Annotated in this window: 17 protein-coding genes; 3 read left to right on the top strand and 14 right to left on the bottom strand. The window is 60.5% G+C overall.

Features of this window, described 5'->3' with window-relative positions; translation table 11 throughout:
- Positions 1–25: 25 nt before the first annotated feature.
- From AC1DU8_RS09985 to AC1DU8_RS09960, 6 genes are all read right to left on the bottom strand, one after another.
- Positions 26–1141, bottom strand: coding sequence for a YeeE/YedE family protein (locus AC1DU8_RS09985; protein ID WP_457280829.1), 1116 nt, complete (start codon positions 1139–1141; stop codon positions 26–28).
- A 66-nt stretch (positions 1142–1207) separates the two neighbouring features.
- Positions 1208–1963: a tol-pal system protein YbgF gene (ybgF, locus tag AC1DU8_RS09980; RefSeq protein ID WP_457280991.1), complete on the bottom strand. Its 756-nt coding sequence runs from the start codon at positions 1961–1963 to the stop codon at positions 1208–1210.
- Between the two features lie 20 nt (positions 1964–1983).
- The gene (gene pal, locus AC1DU8_RS09975) at positions 1984–2517 is read right to left on the bottom strand and encodes a peptidoglycan-associated lipoprotein Pal (protein WP_457280828.1); all 534 of its coding nucleotides are present in this window, start codon (positions 2515–2517) and stop codon (positions 1984–1986) included.
- A 61-nt stretch (positions 2518–2578) separates the two neighbouring features.
- Positions 2579–3868, bottom strand: coding sequence for a Tol-Pal system beta propeller repeat protein TolB (gene tolB / locus AC1DU8_RS09970; protein ID WP_477665987.1), 1290 nt, complete (start codon positions 3866–3868; stop codon positions 2579–2581).
- 13 nt (positions 3869–3881) lie between these two features.
- A complete protein-coding gene (locus tag AC1DU8_RS09965) occupies positions 3882–4739 on the bottom strand; it encodes a glycosyltransferase family 2 protein (RefSeq protein WP_457280826.1) in 858 nt (285 codons plus the stop codon).
- Positions 4736–5491, bottom strand: a complete 756-nt coding sequence (locus tag AC1DU8_RS09960) for a glycosyltransferase family 2 protein (RefSeq protein WP_477665985.1) — start codon at positions 5489–5491, stop codon at positions 4736–4738. The genes AC1DU8_RS09965 and AC1DU8_RS09960 overlap by 4 nt, the downstream gene beginning before the upstream one ends.
- A gap of 228 nt (positions 5492–5719) precedes the next feature.
- On the opposite strand from AC1DU8_RS09960, the gene AC1DU8_RS09955 reads away from it, so the two are divergent.
- Genes AC1DU8_RS09955 through AC1DU8_RS09945 form a run of 3 tightly spaced genes read left to right on the top strand, consistent with a single transcriptional unit; the run spans position 5720 to position 9590 of the window.
- The gene (locus AC1DU8_RS09955) at positions 5720–6934 is read left to right on the top strand and encodes an O-antigen ligase family protein (protein ID WP_477726687.1); all 1215 of its coding nucleotides are present in this window, start codon (positions 5720–5722) and stop codon (positions 6932–6934) included.
- Complete coding sequence (msbA, locus tag AC1DU8_RS09950; RefSeq protein WP_457280823.1) at positions 6931–8703, top strand: lipid A export permease/ATP-binding protein MsbA; 1773 nt, start codon at positions 6931–6933, stop codon at positions 8701–8703. Before AC1DU8_RS09955 ends, msbA begins: the two co-directional genes overlap by 4 nt.
- Before the next feature lie 14 nt (positions 8704–8717).
- On the top strand, positions 8718–9590 hold the full coding sequence (locus AC1DU8_RS09945) for a glycosyltransferase family protein (RefSeq protein WP_457280822.1): 873 nt from the start codon (positions 8718–8720) through the stop codon (positions 9588–9590).
- 7 nt (positions 9591–9597) lie between these two features.
- On the opposite strand, the gene AC1DU8_RS09940 is transcribed toward AC1DU8_RS09945, so the two are convergent.
- The 8 genes from AC1DU8_RS09940 to hemF form a co-directional block, all read right to left on the bottom strand.
- The gene (locus tag AC1DU8_RS09940; RefSeq protein ID WP_477726686.1) at positions 9598–10779 is read right to left on the bottom strand and encodes a glycosyltransferase family 4 protein; all 1182 of its coding nucleotides are present in this window, start codon (positions 10777–10779) and stop codon (positions 9598–9600) included.
- Complete coding sequence (locus AC1DU8_RS09935) at positions 10776–11528, bottom strand: polysaccharide deacetylase family protein (protein WP_477726685.1); 753 nt, start codon at positions 11526–11528, stop codon at positions 10776–10778. Before AC1DU8_RS09935 ends, AC1DU8_RS09940 begins: the two co-directional genes overlap by 4 nt.
- Before the next feature lie 5 nt (positions 11529–11533).
- Complete coding sequence (gene rng, locus AC1DU8_RS09930; protein WP_457280819.1) at positions 11534–13033, bottom strand: ribonuclease G; 1500 nt, start codon at positions 13031–13033, stop codon at positions 11534–11536.
- A gap of 32 nt (positions 13034–13065) precedes the next feature.
- Entirely contained in the window at positions 13066–13668 is a 603-nt protein-coding gene (locus AC1DU8_RS09925; RefSeq protein WP_457280818.1) for a Maf family protein, read from the bottom strand.
- Between the two features lie 130 nt (positions 13669–13798).
- On the bottom strand, positions 13799–14266 hold the full coding sequence (gene rlmH / locus AC1DU8_RS09920; protein ID WP_436154540.1) for a 23S rRNA (pseudouridine(1915)-N(3))-methyltransferase RlmH: 468 nt from the start codon (positions 14264–14266) through the stop codon (positions 13799–13801).
- Positions 14263–15075 carry a ribosome silencing factor gene (gene rsfS / locus AC1DU8_RS09915; RefSeq protein WP_477665982.1) on the bottom strand — a complete coding sequence of 271 codons (813 nt, stop codon included), beginning with the start codon at positions 15073–15075 and terminating at the stop codon, positions 14263–14265. The genes rlmH and rsfS overlap by 4 nt, the downstream gene beginning before the upstream one ends.
- A 29-nt stretch (positions 15076–15104) precedes the next feature.
- Positions 15105–15734, bottom strand: coding sequence for a nicotinate (nicotinamide) nucleotide adenylyltransferase (nadD, locus tag AC1DU8_RS09910; protein WP_457280816.1), 630 nt, complete (start codon positions 15732–15734; stop codon positions 15105–15107).
- A complete protein-coding gene (gene hemF, locus AC1DU8_RS09905; RefSeq protein ID WP_457280815.1) occupies positions 15734–16651 on the bottom strand; it encodes an oxygen-dependent coproporphyrinogen oxidase in 918 nt (305 codons plus the stop codon). Before hemF ends, nadD begins: the two co-directional genes overlap by 1 nt.
- Positions 16652–16699 lie beyond the last annotated feature (48 nt).

Raw genomic sequence — 16699 nt, 5'->3', positions numbered from 1 at the left:
AATGCGGATCGTTGCCGGGACGTGCTCAGGCAGAACGTTCCAGCCGCCAGATCTGGTACTTCAATCCCGCCACGCAGCCCGCGAGAATGGCCGCCAGCGCCACAAAGCTGGTGGCGCTCAGGGTCGAGATGCCCGACAGGCCCTGCCCTACAGTGCAGCCCATGGCGCAGACGCCGCCCACGCCCATCAACGTTGCGCCCACCAGGTGGTTGGCGGTGTCTTCCGCGTCGCGAAAGCCTTCCCAGCGGAAACTGCGCGACAGCAGGGCATAGACGGCCGAGCCGGCCACCACCCCGAACACAGACACGATGCCCAGGGTGAGCACCTTGCTCTTGTCGCTGAAGAACATCAACCAGTCTACGGTATAGGCCACCGGCGAGACAAAGCTCAGTGCCTCGGCCCGGCCCGAGTTGGTGGCCAGGAAGGCCTCCTGCAGCGTCTCCGGATGCTCGGCCACATAACCGAGATGCCCGCTGACCCACCACATGGCCGCAATGACGCCGCCTATGCCCAAGCCCGCGAGCAGGTTGTCGAAGCGCCGGAACTCTTTGCCGAACAAGGCCCAGACGATGAGGCCCAGTCCGATGAGGATGGCCAGGCCTATGCCGGCGGCAGCGGGCGTTATGCCGATGGCGCCCGCCACCCAGTTCGGCAGGGTCGCATTGACCGCGAACTCAACGGCCACCTTGTCGACCGTGGCCACCCGAACCACGGCGGTGATGCCCTTGAGTGTGGCGAAAGCCGCGATGCCCATCACGGCGAACACCACGACGGATTTGAGGCTGCCTCCTCCGATACGCACCAGCGTCTTGCTCCCGCAGCCCGAGGCCAGCACCATGCCAAAACCGAACATCGTGCCGCCCACCAGCGCAGAGAGCCAGATAAACCGGTTGGAGGCGTACAAGGTCTTGGCGGGGTCAATCACACCGGCAGCGGCCAGGGTGAAAAAACCGATCATGGCGACGCCGATCGCCATTCCCCACATGCGCATACGGGTCCAGTCACCCATGTTCACGATGTCGCTGACGGCGCCCATGGTGCAGAAGTGCGTTCGCTGGGCAATCGCGCCAAAAACCATGGCGAGAATGAAACCGGCCCAGAGAACCTGGGCCGTGAGACTGTTGAGTGCGGAGATGTCCATCGCCCGATTTTAGGGGCGAATGATCTTTGCCCCCGGGCCGGCCGGATAGCCTGCCCGAGGTGCGGCTTACTTCAGCTTGGCCAGCCGTTCCTTGGCGACGGAAGCCGCCTCGGCCTGGGGATAGGTCTTGACCAGGTCCTCCAGCGTCTTGCGGGCCGACTTGGTGTCCTTGAGTTCCACCTGGCAGTTGGCCAGCGAAAGCATGGCCTCCGGCGCACGCATATGATCGGGTTCAGCCGTCACGAGCGAGCGGAAATTGGTCACCGCATCGCGGTAGTTGCGCAGGGCGTACTGCGCATTGCCCAGCCAGAACAGGGACGATGTCCGGTAGCCGGTTTGCGGATAACGCTTCAGGAAGCCCAGGAAGCTCGTCTGCGCTGCTGCGAAGTCGCCCTTGCGAAGCGTAGCCAGTGCGGTTTCGAACTCCTGTTTTTCAGCGGGCTCGGCCACAAATTCCTTGCCGTCCACATTGACTTTGCCGGGTTCGAACTTGCGCAGACGCTCGTCCACGCCTGTCGTCAGGTCTTTCTGGGTGCGCTGCATCTCGGCCACGCTGCGCGTCAGGTTTTCGTTCTGCCCACGCAGGTTGGCGACTTCGCTGCGCAGTGCCTCAATCTGGTTGGACAGGTCGAGTACGCTGCGGCGCAACTGGGCATTGTCTTCCGTGTTTTTCCGCACGTCATCGGCCATGCGCAGCTGCGACGCATCGACCTTTTGCCGCAAATCGAGGATCGCCCGGCGGGCCTCATCGTCTTCAAACAGGCCGGCGTTTGCATTGAACGCCAGCACGCAGGCCGCGGCTACCGCGGCATACCGAAACATGTTCACGGTTCGGGCTCCGTTTAACGGTAGTTGAGTTCAGCGCGGCGATTCTTCGCCATGGATTCCTCATCAGAGCCCGTAGCTGCCGGCTTTTCCTTGCCGAAGCTAACGGCCTCGACTTGCGCATCTGCCACGCCCAGCAAGCCCAGCGCGCGGCGAACTGCCTCGGCGCGCCTTTGGCCCAGAGCCAGGTTGTACTCGCGGCCGCCGCGCTCGTCAGTATGGCCTTCAATAGCCATCTTGCGGCCCTTGTTGGCCGTCAGATATTTGGCATGGGCCTCGATGGCTCCCTGGAACTCGGGCTTGACCACATAGCTGTCGAAGTCAAAGTAGATGACCTTGGTGGTATTGGCCGGCCCTGCCAGCGAGGCATCGGCACCTTCAACCTGTACCGGCGCAACAGCACGGCCGGTCGCGCCTGGTGTACCGCCTTGCTGGGTCGTGCCGGTGCGATCCTCGACCGGCACGTCGTTCAACTTGACGCCAGAGCCGCAAGCTGTCAGCGTGGCCGCCAGGACAAGGGAGGAGATGATTGAAAAAACGGTGCGTTTCATGAGGTACCTCTACAAAAAAATAGGCCGTATGGAAAACAAAAATAATGCCGGGTGTTGCCGGTCACCGCTGGAAAGGGCCCCAATCGGGCTCCCGGATGTCACCGCTTGCCCCGGACAGTCTTGCCTTGATCTTGCCGTCCAGCGTTGTGGTCATCAGGGCTTCCCTGCCCTGCTGCTGGGTGGCATACACAATCAACCGGCTGTTGGGTGCAAAGCTCGGACTCTCATCGGCCGTGGTTTCGGTGATTGGAGTGACCGTGCCGCTGGCAAGTTCCATAACGTGCAGCTTGAAGGCGCCGCCCACCCGGGAAACATAGGCCAGCCATCGACCGTCGGGGCTGATCGCAGGGGATATGTTGTAGGTCCCGGTAAAGGTGACCCGCTCTGCATTGCCACCATTGGGGCTCATGCGGTAGATTTGCGGCGCGCCGCCGCGGTCGCTCACGAAATAGATGTAGCGTCCGTCGGGCGAGAAGGCAGGCTCGGTGTCTATGCTGGAAGACTGGGTCAGCCGTTTGGGCTCGCCCCCATTGAGGCCGATCGCATAGAGCTGTGAACCGCCGTCGCGGCTCAGTGTCGCCACCAACTGTTTGCCGTCCGGTGACCACGCCGGCGCGCTGTTGGAGCCTCGAAAGTTGGCCAGCAGGCGTCGCTTGCCGGAAGCCACATCGTGCGCGTAGATCACCGGCTTGCGCGACTCAAACGACACATAGGCCAGTTGCGAGCCGTTGGGTGACCATGCGGGCGAAATAATGGGTTCGGGGCTGGTCAAGGCCGACTGCGCGCCCTCACCATCGGAGTCGGCCACCCAGAGGTTATATTTCTGGGCCGCCTTGGTCACGTAAGCGATACGCGTCGAGAAAATGCCTTTTTCGCCAGTGAGTTTTTCATAGACAAAATCGGAAATGCGGTGTGCAGACAGCCGCAAGTCAGCAGGTCCTACCGTGTAACTCTGGCCTCCCAAATCCTGTCCGCGCACGATATCCCAGAGGCGAAGACGAACGTCGAAACGACCGTCTGCCAACGGAGAAATGCTGCCGGTCACCATCGAATCGGCGCCTTTTTGCTTCCAGGCGGCCAGATCCGGGCGGGTATTCTCATCTGCGACGATCCCTGCGGTATCGATCGGCCGAAACATGCCACTACGTTCAAGGTCTGCCCGGACGATGGCACCGATCTTTTGCGGCGCCTGCGCTTCTCCCCGAAACGTGGCGATGGCAATGGGCAGTTGGGTCAGGCCAACTCCGGAAACCTCAACGCGAAATTGCGCCAGAGCCGGCACTGCCGGGAGCGTGGCAGCAACCAGCATTCCAGCAATGGTGCGACGGCGAATAAGGGGTGTGATGCTCATGGTTTTTTTGAGGTCAATGCAAATGCGTTATTTTGATGGGTGTTTGGGGGGCAATCTGGCCCAGCCCTTTCTCCGCCTGCGTGACAGCAGTTTTCATGCGCTGGAGCACCCTGTTTTTATTGATGGATTCCTGGTCGCGCGTGTTCTCTCGGTGCCAAAGATGAAATACTTCCGTACCCATAAAACCATTTTTGCGCCGAATTCCCATATGGCTGAGCCTCAACACCAGGTCGGCATCTTCATGACCCCACCCCTGAAAAGTTTCGTCAAATCCGTTGACGTTAAAAAAATCCCTCCGCCAGACACCCAGATTGCAGCTGCGAATGCCTTGCCACTGAAAACCTTGTTGTACCCTGAATAAACGCCATGGCCAGGACAGGAGGTGCAATAATTTGTTGCTATCACCCTGCAGCCGGGCGCGAATCCAGAACGATACAGGACGGCTGGGTAAATCAATAGCGCCATTGACTACACGTTCTGTAAGACGCGGGCTGATGAGCACCCTGCTTCCATTGACAAAACATCCTGGTTCGGCGAGGCGGGCGTGCTCCGCCACAAAGCGCGGCCCGGGAACGCAGTCTCCGTCGAGAAAAACCAGATAGTCGGCCGTAGCCAGACTGGCTCCGAGGTTGCGAGCCTGCGCAGCGGTAAAGCCCACGTCAGGGTGCCAAACGTGGCGGACGGAGCATTTGAAGTCCGGACATTGCTTATGGAGCATCTCCACTTCATCCACGCGAGATCCATCATCGGCAATGATGACCTCATGCGCCGACCCGCATTGATTTGCGAGTGACTTCAAAACAACCAGCAATGCATTGGTCCGGTTGTAGGTCAGCACAATAAAGCTGACCTTCACGGTGTGCTCGTTCACTTGCCGGAATTCCGTTGCAGCAACCAAAGCTTCAGGTAGCGGTAATAGGTACCTTCGGCATTTGAAATGGCAAGCACGAGCCCCATGCGCCCGTCCATGAAACCCAAGCGCAAAAAATAGGTTCGAAAGAATGCCCAAAAACCATGGCCGAGCGCTTTGCTGATCGACGATTTTTTACCCTTGCTGCGCAGCACTTGGGCACCGGCACTGGAATAGCGGTTGGCCTTGTCGAGAACCGACTCAAAGTTTGTGAAACTTTCGTGGAGCAGGGAGGAGTTCAACTGCCCCACCGGGTTCGACGTAAGAATTTTTTCATGGACAAGATCATCCGAAAAACGGGCACTCTCGCGCCGAAACAGTCGCGTCACACGATCGGGATACCAGCCGGAATGCCGCATATATTGCCCGCAATAGCTGGAAAGACGAGGGAAAGAATAGACGTCAAACGCCGGCGCCTGAAGCGCTTTGATGATTTCACGCTGAAGCTCGGGGGTAACTCTTTCGTCCGCGTCCAGAGAAAGAACCCATTGGGAACTCGCCAGGGCCAATGCGCGATTTTTCTGGGCACCAAACCCGGGCCAGTCATGATCGATGCTGACGCGAGCTCCCATGGACCGGGCAATGGCCACAGTTCCATCACTGCTGCCTGAATCGAGAACCACGACCTCATCAGCGAAAGCTACCGAGCGTAAACAGGCCTCCATGTTATGGGCCTCATTCTTGGTGATGATGGTGACGGACAAGCTTGCCAACGAATGCCTACTCAGAAGATCACAAGGGGGAATTACCAGTGAAGTTGCGTTGCTTCATCCCCTGACAGCATAGCAGAGGACCCGTACGCTTTCCCCTCGTCGCCAAGTGTGGAATCACCGATAATGCGGGCTGCTCATCAGGTACTCACTGCGACCATTTTGTTAAAAAAGACGCTCAATTTTCGGCTCGCCATTATTTGCATAGCCACGGCCTCTATTGGATTGTCTATGGCAATAATCAGTATTGCCAAGCTTTTGCTGGTGCTTTGCGGGCTCGCTACCCTGCTGGCCACGCGACAAACCGGGCAATACAAGAATCCGCTTGCAGGGTTGCGCGTACCAATCGCCGTGCTGGTCATACTGTTCGCGTTCACGCTTAGCCTGATATGGACCGTTGCGCCACTGACCGATGCATTGAGCTCGGTTGGAAAATATGGCAAGCTGCTTGAGATCATCCTGATCGTATTTCTTGTTCGCGATGCGCGCGAGGCGATGTGTGCGTTTGCCACATTTGTTGCTGCACAGGTATTTTTGCTGGCCGGTTCCTGGATGCTTTTTTTCCATCTACCGGTACCCTGGGCCACTTCCAATATGGCGCTGACAAACTACGCCGTATTCTCCAGCTACCTGGACCAGAGCATCATGAGCGGAGTGTTCGCGGCGGTCTGCTGGCATTTACGCGCCCTCTTCCCCGGGCGCTTTGGCCCACATTTCGCTGTATTGGCAGCGATCCTGGCGCTGTGCAATGTTTTTTTTGTGCTGAGTGGCCGTACCGGGCACGTGGTGGCAATCCTTTTGCTGTCGAGCGCCATCATGTGGGAACTACCCAAGCGCTATCGAATAGTCACTGTACTTCTGCCTTTTATCTTTCTTGTAGCTCTCTCATTTGGTTCATCCAAAATGCACCAGCGAATTGTGGAAGCTCAGGCTGAAATAAAGTCTTTTTCCTTTAAAAAAGGTGCCGATATCGCAACCGGTTACGGCGCAGTATCAAGCTCTTCAGGCATTCGGCTCCATTTTTGGCACAGGGCGGTGCAGTCGATTGGCGACAACCCGGTTCTGGGCGCCGGGGCCGGGAGCTGGGCAAGCGAATACAACCGGCTTGAGCAACGGGAAAAGCAGGATTACAAGCCTGTACAAAACGGAAATCCGCATCAGGAATACCTGCTGTGGGGAGTTCAGCTGGGCATTCCCGGAATTGCTCTACTTTGCGGGTTGATGTTTTCGATCTTCAAAGATACCGCCGGGATGAACAAAGCATGTGCCCGGGCGGTGCAGTCCACTTTGCTGGCACTGGCTGCTTCGTGCTTTTTCAATGCATCCATTTATGACGCGCTGATCGGGGATTTTTTCTGTGTATTGCTCGGTTTGTTGCTGGTTTTAGGGCTTCGCAGCCCGACGCAAGAATCTGCTGGTCGATCTAAAAACGAAGCAATAGCATGAGCAGCAGCACTGAAACAGGCTCCTTGGATTCACCATCAAAGCCGTCCCTGCAGCACAGGATTGCGAGAGTCTGGCCTTATTTCAGCAGCTCACGCGGTGGATGGGCATTGGCCATTGGCGCCACTATCGTGGCTTCGGCAACCGAGCCGTTTGTACCGGCATTACTCAAGCCACTCCTGGACCGGGGATTTCAGCGGGACTCATTCAATCTCTGGCTGGTTCCACTGACGTTGATGCTGCTTTTCACCCTGCGAGGACTCTCCGGGTTTCTGGCGCAGTACGCCCTGGCCAAGGTCACCAACGAGGGCCTCCAGTCGCTGCGCCGGGCGATGTTCGGCAAACTGCTGAGCTCGCGCCTGTCGCTGTTCGCGGACCAGTCCTCCAGCGCCATCGCCAACACCGTTGTCTACGAGGTGTTCAACGGCTCGTCGATGATGATCAATGCGGTCATGAAGCTGGCGCGCGACGTTCTCACGCTGGTGGCCTTGGTGGCTTACTTGCTCTTCCTGAACTGGAAGCTGATGCTGATCGTCTCCTTGCTGTTCCCGGCCGTCGCGCTGGTGATTCAGCTACTGACGCGCCGCCTTTACCGGTTGACCCGTGAAAGCCAGGTGGCCACGGACAACCTGGCCTATGTCGTCGAAGAAAACGTGCTGGCTCACCGCGACGTGCGGCTGCATGGCGCGCAGGCCGGTCAGGCTTCGCGCTTCGAGGCGCTGAGCAACACGCTGCGGCGGCTGTCCATCAAATCCACCGTCGCCTACGCAGGCATGAGCGCCATCACCCAGGTGCTGGCCGCAATGGCGCTATCGGCCGTCATCTCCATCGCCCTGCTCCAGGGCTCGGAAAACACCACCACTGTGGGCGGCTTCGTGGCCTTCGTGACGGCCATGCTGCTGCTGATCGCCCCCATAAAAAGCTTGTCCGACGGCGCCACGCCCATCACGCGAGGGCTGGCAGCGATCGAGCGCGGGCTGGACCTGGTCGACCTCATCGAGGACGAAAGCAGCGGCAGCTTCAGCACGGCCAGGGTCGCCGGCGACATTGAATTTTCAGGCGTCAGCGTTGTCTACAAGCCGGATACGCCGTCGGCGTTGGACGGCATCAGCCTGGCGATACGCGCCGGCGAGACCGTGGCGCTGGTCGGCTCGTCCGGTTCTGGCAAGACCACGCTGGCCAGCCTGCTTCCGCGCTTTGTCGACTACAGCGCCGGCAGCATACTGCTGGACGGCACGGAACTACGGGACTGGGACCTGGCTTCGCTGCGCTCGCAGTTCGCCTTCGTAAGCCAGCACGTCGTCATGTTCAACAACAGCATGGCCTTCAACGTCGCGCTGGGTCAGTCTTTCGACAGGGACAAGGTCATGCGCTGCCTGACCGCCGCCAACCTGGGCCAGCTGCTCGATGAACTGCCGCAGGGTATAGACACCGTGCTCGGCCACAACGCCATGCAGTTGTCCGGCGGCCAGCGCCAGCGGCTGGCGATTGCCCGGGCGCTGTACAAGGATGCGCCCGTGCTCATCCTCGACGAAGCCACCTCGGCACTGGACACGGAGTCGGAAAAAGCCGTGCAGGAAGCCATACAGCGGCTGGCCGCGGGCCGCACCTCGCTGATCATCGCCCACCGGCTGTCCACCATCCAGCATGCCGACCGCATCATCATGATGAACGCCGGCCGCATCGTCGAGCAGGGCAGCCATGCTCAGCTGCTCCAGAACAACGGCGCTTATGCCCACCTTTACCGCCTGGGCTTCCAGGGCGCAGCCTAGAAAGTCATTTTCCGATGCCAGTCTCCATCAGCGGCTTTACCTTTATTCGCAACGGCGTGGGCCTGGGCTTTCCCTTTGAGGCCTCCATCCGCTCCCTGTTGCCCCTGGTCGATGAATTCGTCGTGGCAGTGGGCAAGGGCGAGGACGACACGCTGGAGCGCGTCAAGGCCATAGGCGACCCGAAAATCCGCATCATCGAAACCCTGTGGAACGAGCGCATGGCCGACCGCGGCTTTGTGTATGCCCAGCAGAAAATGATCGCGCAGTATTCGTGCACCGGCGACTGGGCTTTCTACCTTGAAGGCGATGAAGTCGTGCATGAGGGCGAACTGGCCGCCATACGCGCCAGCGTCGAGCGCCACCACAACAACCCGGCCGTCGAGGCGCTGGTCTTCGATTACCTGCATTTTTACGGCTCGCCCGACTGGATCTCCATCAGCCCCGGCTGGTACCGCCGCGAATGCCGTTTGATCCGCAACACCATACGCAGCTATGCACCCGATGGCCAGTACTGGCTGGTGACCACCCGACACAAGCGCGGGCGCAACCCGCAGGCCGCACTGGCCAACGCGCATATCTACCACTACGGCTGGATACGCCGCAACGAGGAAATGCAGAAGAAGCTGGACCAGGTCAGCAAGTACTGGGGCGAAGCCCTGGCGGCGCAGATCACCTACAGCCAGTTCGACCGCCGCGCCCTCGCCCCATTTACCGGCACGCACCCCGAGGCCGTGCGGCAATGGCTGGCCACCGAGGCTGAACCGGTCCTGAACCTCGACCCGGCCTACAAGCCCACGCCCAAGGAAAACAAATACCATTTCATGCGGCAGGTGGAGACACTGACCGGTCTGGACTTCAGCCGCAAGCATTTCAAGCTGGTGGCCTGAGGCGTTTTCAGGAATCCGCGCCCTTCACCGCCATCGCCGAAAAGTACAGCGCCTCCTGCTGCAGTGCGATTTCCCGCCACTGGTAATGCGCGGCAAAGGCCGCCGCGCCCTCTGACAGCGTTTCCCGCAGCGCGGCCTGGCCCAGCAAATCCCCCAGCACCCGCGCCAGTTCGCCCGCATCCCGGGGATCGTCCAGCAGCATCGCATTGGCACCCTGCACCAGCAGCCCGGCGATGCCGCAATACTTCGGCCCGCTGACCACCACCGGCAGGCCGTGGGCCATGGCCTCCAGCACCACCATCGCAAAGGTGTCCTCGAAGGTGGGGTGCACCAGGATATCGGCGGCTTCGTAGGCTGGGCTGACGTCTTTGAGCGCACCCAGGAAGAACACCCGCGCACCGAGTTTGAGCGTCTCGGCCAGCGCGCGGAATTCTGCAATATGGGCCGGGTTGCCCACCACCGCCAGCACAACCTCGGCCGGCAGTTGCATCAGAGCCTGCAGCAAAGCCTCCAGGCCCTTCTTGCGGTAATCGTTGCCCACAAACAGCAGGCAACGGCCCTCTGCCGGCAAGCCCAGCCGAGCCCTCGCCTCGCGTTTTTGATCCGCCGTCACCGGCAAGCTGGGCAGCGTGATGCCCGGGGTCACGACCGAAACGGCCGCGCGGCACGCCGGATAGGCGGCCTCCATGATGGGCCGCAGACTTTCGGAGGTCACCACCACCTGCCGGCCTGGGTGCGGCGTATAGCGCGCGCGCTCCAGTGCCAGGTAAGCCAGCAGACGCGGGCTGGTGACAACCTTGATCCAGCGCAGGAAGCGGCGCAGCCCACCGCGACCCTGGAACAGGCTGTGTTTGACCGGCATCACGTGCACCGTCTGCACCTCGCCGTGCCAGGTGTTTTCATGCGAGTGCACCACGTCGAAGCCGCGGCGCGTCGCCCACCAGGTTGCTGTGGCAAACCACAGCTGGTTGATCCAGCGCGGCTTGCGTATCGGGGCCGATACCTTGTGATAAGTCACGCCGGGCCACTGGTGATCAATTTCCTGCGCGAACACATGCACTTCGTGCCGGGCCGAGAGTTGTTCAACCAGGGCGATGGAATAGCGCTCAGCGCCGCCGCCGGTCGGCGAAAAAGTGCGGTTGAAGACGGCAACGCGCAGTTTCTGGGATGGGGAATCGGGCGGGCTCATTTTTTCCGGCGGTCCTCGTAGGCCGTGGCGATCTTGAGCCAGAACACCGGCAAGGTGGTTGAGCGCAGTACGGGCACCCGCGGCAACTGCAGCAGATCAGCGCCGCTATGGCAGCGACTGCGCTGTGTGGTGGTGGCGGTAGCAAAACCCAGTTCCCGGACCAACTCGACGTGCCTGGCCTCGTAATGGCCGTAGGGATAGCAGAAATGCTCGACCGGCCGGGCTATGACGGCCTCCAGCCCGGTTTTTCCGAGCACCATCTCCTGGCGACAACCAGACTCGTCGGTTTCCAGCAGATTGACGTGCCGGTACGTATGCGAGCCAATCTCCTGCCCGCCCGCCACCCATTGGCGGATCTCGGCCTCGTCCATCAGCGGTGTCTGCGGAATGCCGATGTTCTCGTCCCAGATATTGGTTTTGCCCAACAACCCGCTGACCGCGTAGCAGGTAGACGAAAAGCCATGCTTCACCAACGCCGGCAGAGCATGCGTGAGGTTGTTCCGGTAGCCGTCGTCAAAAGTGATGCCAATCACCCTGCCGCTGCGCTCGCCCTGCAGGTAAGGTTGCAAGGCGCTCATGGACAGGCCGGTGTAGCCGAGTAGTTTGAGCCAGGCCATTTGCCGCGCAAAGGCCGCAGGTGCCACGTACAGGCCGCGAAAAGGGCTGCCCTTTGGCGGCGCCTCGGCGATCTGGTGATAGACCAGGATGGGAATGGGCTGGCGGTTCTGGCTGAACATTGAAAGGGGCATGAAGGTCACAGCAGCACGATGTCGTATTGTTCCTGAGCCATCGCCGCTTCCGCCTGCAGGGAAATGGGTTTACCGATGAAGTCGCTCAGGCTGGCCAGGTGCTGGCTCTCTTCATCGAGGAAAAGTTCGATCACCTTGGGTGAAGCCACCACCCTGAATTCGCGCGGGTTGAACTGCCGCGCTTCGCGCAGGATTTCGCGCAGGATGTCGTAGGTCACGCTCCGCGCCGTTTTAACCACGCCTTTGCCCATGCAGGCTGCGCAGGGCTCGCAAAGCTGGTGGGCCAGGGATTCGCGGGTGCGCTTGCGTGTCATCTCCAGCAGGCCCAGTGCGGAAAACCCGTTGACACTGGTCTTGATGCGGTCTCGTGAGAGCTGCTTCTGAAATTCGCTCAGCACCGCATCGCGGTGGTTTTCCTTGACCATGTCAATGAAATCGACAATCACAATGCCGCCAAGGTTGCGCAGGCGCAGCTGCCGGGCAATCGCCTGCGATGCCTCCAGGTTCGTTTTGAAAATCGTGTCGTCGAAGTTGCGGGCACCGACAAATCCACCGGTATTGACATCGACGGTTGTCAGCGCTTCCGTTTGGTCGATGATCAGGTAACCGCCTGATTTGAGATCGACCCGCCGGCCCAGTGCTTTGGCAATTTCCTCGTCAATGTTGAACAAGTCAAAAATAGGACGTTCGCCACCGTAGTGCTGCAGCTTCGGCTCGGTTGCCGGCATGAACTCCACAGCAAATGCCTTCAGCTTTTCAAACTGCTCACGTGAATCAATGCGGATGGTCTGCGTTTCCTCTACCACCAGGTCGCGCAGCACGCGTTGCAGCAGATTAAGGTCCTGGTGCAGCACGGAAGCGGGGGGTAAACGCACAGACGCATCCTTGATCCGTCCCCAGGTCTTGCGCAGGTAGGTGATGTCCTCTGCCAGTTCAGCGTCTGTCGCATCCTCGCCGTTGGTTCTCAGTATGAATCCGCCACCCATGTCCGCAGTCAGGGCCTGAACCCGTTGACGAAGCTCTTCGCGTTGCCTGGGTGGTATTTTTTGCGACACACCGATATGGTTGTCCTGCGGCAAAAACACCAGCAACCGGCCGGCAATGCTGATTTGCGCGGTCAGCCGCGCGCCCTTGGTGCCTATCGGGTCTTTGAGGACCTGCACCATGACGGCCTGCCCTTCGAACAGCTGCTTTTCAATCGGCTGTAACGACGCCATGGCCGGTGACGTCAAGCCGCCAGCCGCCTGGGCATCCGTGTCGGCATGGCGGCTGTTGATGCTGCTCATGAGATCGGCCACGTGCAGAAAGGCTGCTCGGTCCAGTCCGATGTCGATAAAGGCCGACTGCATGCCGGGCAGCACGCGGGCGACCTTGCCCAGGTACACATTGCCGACCAGGCCGCGTTCCAGGGTGCGTTCAACGTGAAGCTCCTGCACTGCGCCGTGTTCGACCACCGCCACCCGGGTTTCCTGGGGAGACCAGTTGATCAGGATGTCTTGTTGCATGTCTTTTGGGAGATTGAGTTGGCTTGGGGGCGCTAGAGGCGGATACCCGCGGCCTGCAGCAGCTGGGCGGTTTCCCTCAGCGGGAGCCCCATGATGCCACTGTAGGAGCCATCGATGCGGCTGATGTGCATCGCCACCCTGCCCTGCACGGCATATGCGCCGGCCTTGCCCATAGGCTCGCCACTGGCCACATAGCTGCGGATCTGCGCGGTCGTCAGCGCGTCAAAACTGACACGCGAAATGCTCAGCGCCTCGAAACGACGGCGCCCGGACTGCACCGCCACGGCGGTCAGCACCCTGTGCGTACCGTCCGAAAGCTCGCGCAGCATGCGGGCCGCGTCTTTCGCGTCCTCCGGCTTGCCGTAAATCACCCGCCCCATGGCCACCGTAGTGTCCGAACAAAGGATGGGCGCCGGCGGCAGTTTGCGCCGCTTCATGCGGGTGACCGCGGCATCCAGCTTCAGGCCGGTGACGCGCTGGACGTAGGTGGCAGGCGCTTCATTCTTGAACACCGCCTCCAGCGATTCGGCGTCCTCATCGGCGTCCGGCAGCAGCAGTTCGTGACGCACGCCGAGTTGCTCCAGCAGTTGTCGCCGCCGTGGGCTTTGCGAGGCCAGGTAGATAAATTCAGGCATACAGCAGGTTATTCAGGTATTTGGATATTCAAACCAGCAGGAGCCGCGGAACTGGCTTTGCCGGGCCGCAGGCGCAGCGGCCCCCTCGGGGGCAGGAAGCTACACGAAGGGAGCGACCGTGGGGGCTTCATCACTCTCTGTGGTAAGGATGGTTGATCGTGATGCTCCAGGCGCGGTAAAGCTGCTCGATCAGCAGCACACGCACCATGGCATGCGGCAAGGTCAGGTCCGAGAGGCGCAGGCGCTCGTGCGCGGCCTGCTTGAAGCCGGCGTCCAGCCCGTCAGGCCCGCCGATCACGATGGCGACGTCGTCACCGGAGAGTTGCCAGGCTTTGAGTCGTTCAGCCAGTGCCACGGTAGTGACGGCCGTGCCGCGTTCATCGAGCGCCACGACGCGGGTGCCGCGGGCGATGCTCGCCTCTATGCGCCCGCGCTCGGCCGACAGCAGGTTTTCCAGGGTCTTGGAGGCGCGAGGCTCGGTCTTGACGGCTTTGAGCTCGACTTTCAGCTCTGGCGGGAAGCGCTTGGCGTAGTCGTCATAGGCCGTTTGCGCCCAGTCGGGCACTTTCTGGCCGACCGCTACGATCGTGAGCCTCATTTGCTCCGGGACGGAGTTTTCCTGGCGGCGGGTTTGCGGGCTGCTGTTTTAGCGGCGGTTTTGGCCGCAGTTTTCTTCGCTGCCACCTTTTTGGCTACGGGCACTTTGACAATTGGTGTCTTAACCGCAGGTTTTGCCGATGACCTGGCAGGAGCCGCTTTGGCGCCTGCCCGGGCCGGCTTGGCGGCTGGTTCGGTCGCAGGCGTGGCGGCATTGCGCTTGGCGGTCCAGTCGTTGGTCTTGCCGACCCGGCCCACATAGCTTGAATCGGGGGCCGTCGGCGCCTTTGCAGGTGCTTTGGCCGCCGACTTCGCGGTGGTCTTTGCGCCTGGTTTCGCGGAAGTTTTCGCGCCAGCGCGGGAAGTCTTGGGTTTGGCCTCCAGCTCGGCCTCGGATTTGGACGCCTTCACCAGTGGCGCGGGCGCGCCCAGCTTGAGTTTGATGGGCTTGTCGCCCCAGAGTTCTTCCAGATGGTAGTACTGGCGAATGGTCGGCTGCATGATGTGCGCCACAGCGGCGCCGCAATCAACAATGATCCATTCACCGTTGTCTTCGCCTTCGATGCGCGGCTTGGCAAAACCGGCGTCCCGCACGGCATCCCGCACGCTGGCGGCCAATGCCTTGGTCTGGCGGTTGGAGCTGCCGGAGGCGATGATCACGCGCTCGAACAATGACGTGATGTGCTCCGTGTCAAACACCTGGATGTCCTGCGCCTTGACGTCTTCCAGACCGTCAATGATGGCACGCTGCAGTTTCTGCACGTCCTTTTTGTCGGCGGCGGCGGAGGTTTTGACGGTGGTGGATGTCATGCAGTGTTTTGCTTCGATAAAGTGGGAAATTAATGGGAACCGTACAGCTGGTGAAGTGAAATATAACGCGCAACGGCTTCAGGGACCAACTGGGTAATTCCCCCTGTCACCGCGGCTCCGGAGGCCATTAACTGGCGAATCTGGGTGGCGCTGACAGGCATCAGGGGAAGATTGAGCAGGACAAAACGGTTGCTGCGGCTTTCGTAGGACTCAAATTGAGCTCCAGCCAGCGTGGATTGTGCGCGATCAGCTATACAAATTATAGCGAGGTCAAGAATGTCCTGCCACCGGTGCCATTGCCTGAAGACGGCAAACTGGTCTGCGCCAATGAACAGGTAAAGCTGGGCGCCCGGATTCTCCTCCTGGAGCGCCAAAAGCGTGTCAATGGTGAAAGTCGGCCCGGTGCGTTGCACCTCGCGCTCATCCACCCGAACGCCGGAAATATCGCCAAAAGCCAGCCTGGCCATGGCCAGCCGGTGAGCCGGCGCGCTCAAGGCGCGGGATTTGTGCCAGGCGTGGCCGGTCGGAACGACATACAAGGTATCAAGGCCAAACTGCCTGATCGCCTCTTGAACCAGTGCAACGTGTGCGCTGTGCGGCGGATCAAACGCACCACCAAACATGCCGATGCGCTTTTGCGCAGGTGACGGCGTTGCCATCAAACCCAGTCCCGTCTCGGCAAAAACTCCGTATACAGGCGCTCTTCAGGGCTGCCAGTCTCTACGCCCCGCTGATAAGACCAGCTCGCCAGCGGCGGCATGGACATCAGGATCGACTCCGTGCGCCCCCCGGATTGCAAACCAAAGTGCGTGCCGCGGTCCCACACAAGGTTGAACTCCACATATCGGCCGCGCCGGTAAAGCTGGAATTCGCGCTCCCGCTCACCATATGGCGTGTCCTTGCGCCGCTCAACAATTGGCAAATAGGCCTGCAAGAAAGAGTCAGCCACACTTTGCATCAGGGCAAAACTCCGGTCCGGCCCCAGCTCCTGGAAGTCGTCAAAGAAAACGCCGCCAATTCCACGCTGCTCCTGCCGGTGCTTCAGGTGAAAGTACTCATCACACCATTGTTTGAACCGGGGGTACTTGTCGTCGCCAAACGGTGCCAGCGCGTCCTTGCAGGTCTGGTGGAAATGCACCGCGTCCTCTTCAAACCCGTAATAAGGCGTCAGGTCCATGCCTCCACCAAACCAGCAGACGGCCTCGCCCGAGCCTGCCACCGGGGTCGCGGCCAGCATGCGCACATTCATATGGACTGTCGGCACGTAGGGATTACGCGGGTGAAACACCAGCGAAACCCCCAGGGCCTCAAACGGTGCGCCTGTCAATTCCGGACGGTGCTGCGTCGCCGAAGGCGGCAGCTTGGGGCCCCGCACATGCGAGAACCCGCAGCCGGCACGCTCAAACACCTGGCCCTGCTCCAGGATCATGGTGATGCCATTGCCCTGCAGCGTCTCGCCGGGCGCTTTCTGCCAATGGTCCGCCGTGAAGGACTGGCCGTCGATCCCGGAAACCGCGCCGGTGATGCGCTGCTGCAGCGCCAGCAGAAAGTCTCGAACGCTTGAAATATCGGTCATGCTGCAGTGTTACCCGAAGGGCGGAGGGAAAAACCAGCGCTCATTTGG

The sequence above is a fragment of the Polaromonas sp. P3_A5 genome (assembly GCF_056403055.1).
This window is presented reverse-complemented; position numbering and strand designations above follow the sequence as displayed.

Bases quoted from the DNA above. Each gene is read 5' to 3' on its own strand.
- AC1DU8_RS09935 (WP_477726685.1), bottom strand. From the start codon at position 11,528: ATGCCCCTTTCAATGTTCAGCCAGAACCGCCAGCCCATTCCCATCCTG.
- pal (WP_457280828.1), bottom strand. From the start codon at position 2,517: ATGAAACGCACCGTTTTTTCAATCATCTCCTCCCTTGTCCTGGCGGCC.
- AC1DU8_RS09955 (WP_477726687.1), top strand. From the start codon at position 5,720: ATGGCAATAATCAGTATTGCCAAGCTTTTGCTGGTGCTTTGCGGGCTC.
- AC1DU8_RS09940 (WP_477726686.1), bottom strand. From the start codon at position 10,779: ATGAGCCCGCCCGATTCCCCATCCCAGAAACTGCGCGTTGCCGTCTTC.
- AC1DU8_RS09985 (WP_457280829.1), bottom strand. From the start codon at position 1,141: ATGGACATCTCCGCACTCAACAGTCTCACGGCCCAGGTTCTCTGGGCC.
- msbA (WP_457280823.1), top strand. From the start codon at position 6,931: ATGAGCAGCAGCACTGAAACAGGCTCCTTGGATTCACCATCAAAGCCG.
- tolB (WP_477665987.1), bottom strand. From the start codon at position 3,868: ATGAGCATCACACCCCTTATTCGCCGTCGCACCATTGCTGGAATGCTG.
- rsfS (WP_477665982.1), bottom strand. From the start codon at position 15,075: ATGACATCCACCACCGTCAAAACCTCCGCCGCCGCCGACAAAAAGGAC.
- AC1DU8_RS09945 (WP_457280822.1), top strand. From the start codon at position 8,718: ATGCCAGTCTCCATCAGCGGCTTTACCTTTATTCGCAACGGCGTGGGC.
- rng (WP_457280819.1), bottom strand. From the start codon at position 13,033: ATGCAACAAGACATCCTGATCAACTGGTCTCCCCAGGAAACCCGGGTG.
- ybgF (WP_457280991.1), bottom strand. From the start codon at position 1,963: ATGTTTCGGTATGCCGCGGTAGCCGCGGCCTGCGTGCTGGCGTTCAAT.
- rlmH (WP_436154540.1), bottom strand. From the start codon at position 14,266: ATGAGGCTCACGATCGTAGCGGTCGGCCAGAAAGTGCCCGACTGGGCG.
- nadD (WP_457280816.1), bottom strand. From the start codon at position 15,734: ATGGCAACGCCGTCACCTGCGCAAAAGCGCATCGGCATGTTTGGTGGT.
- hemF (WP_457280815.1), bottom strand. From the start codon at position 16,651: ATGACCGATATTTCAAGCGTTCGAGACTTTCTGCTGGCGCTGCAGCAG.
- AC1DU8_RS09925 (WP_457280818.1), bottom strand. From the start codon at position 13,668: ATGCCTGAATTTATCTACCTGGCCTCGCAAAGCCCACGGCGGCGACAA.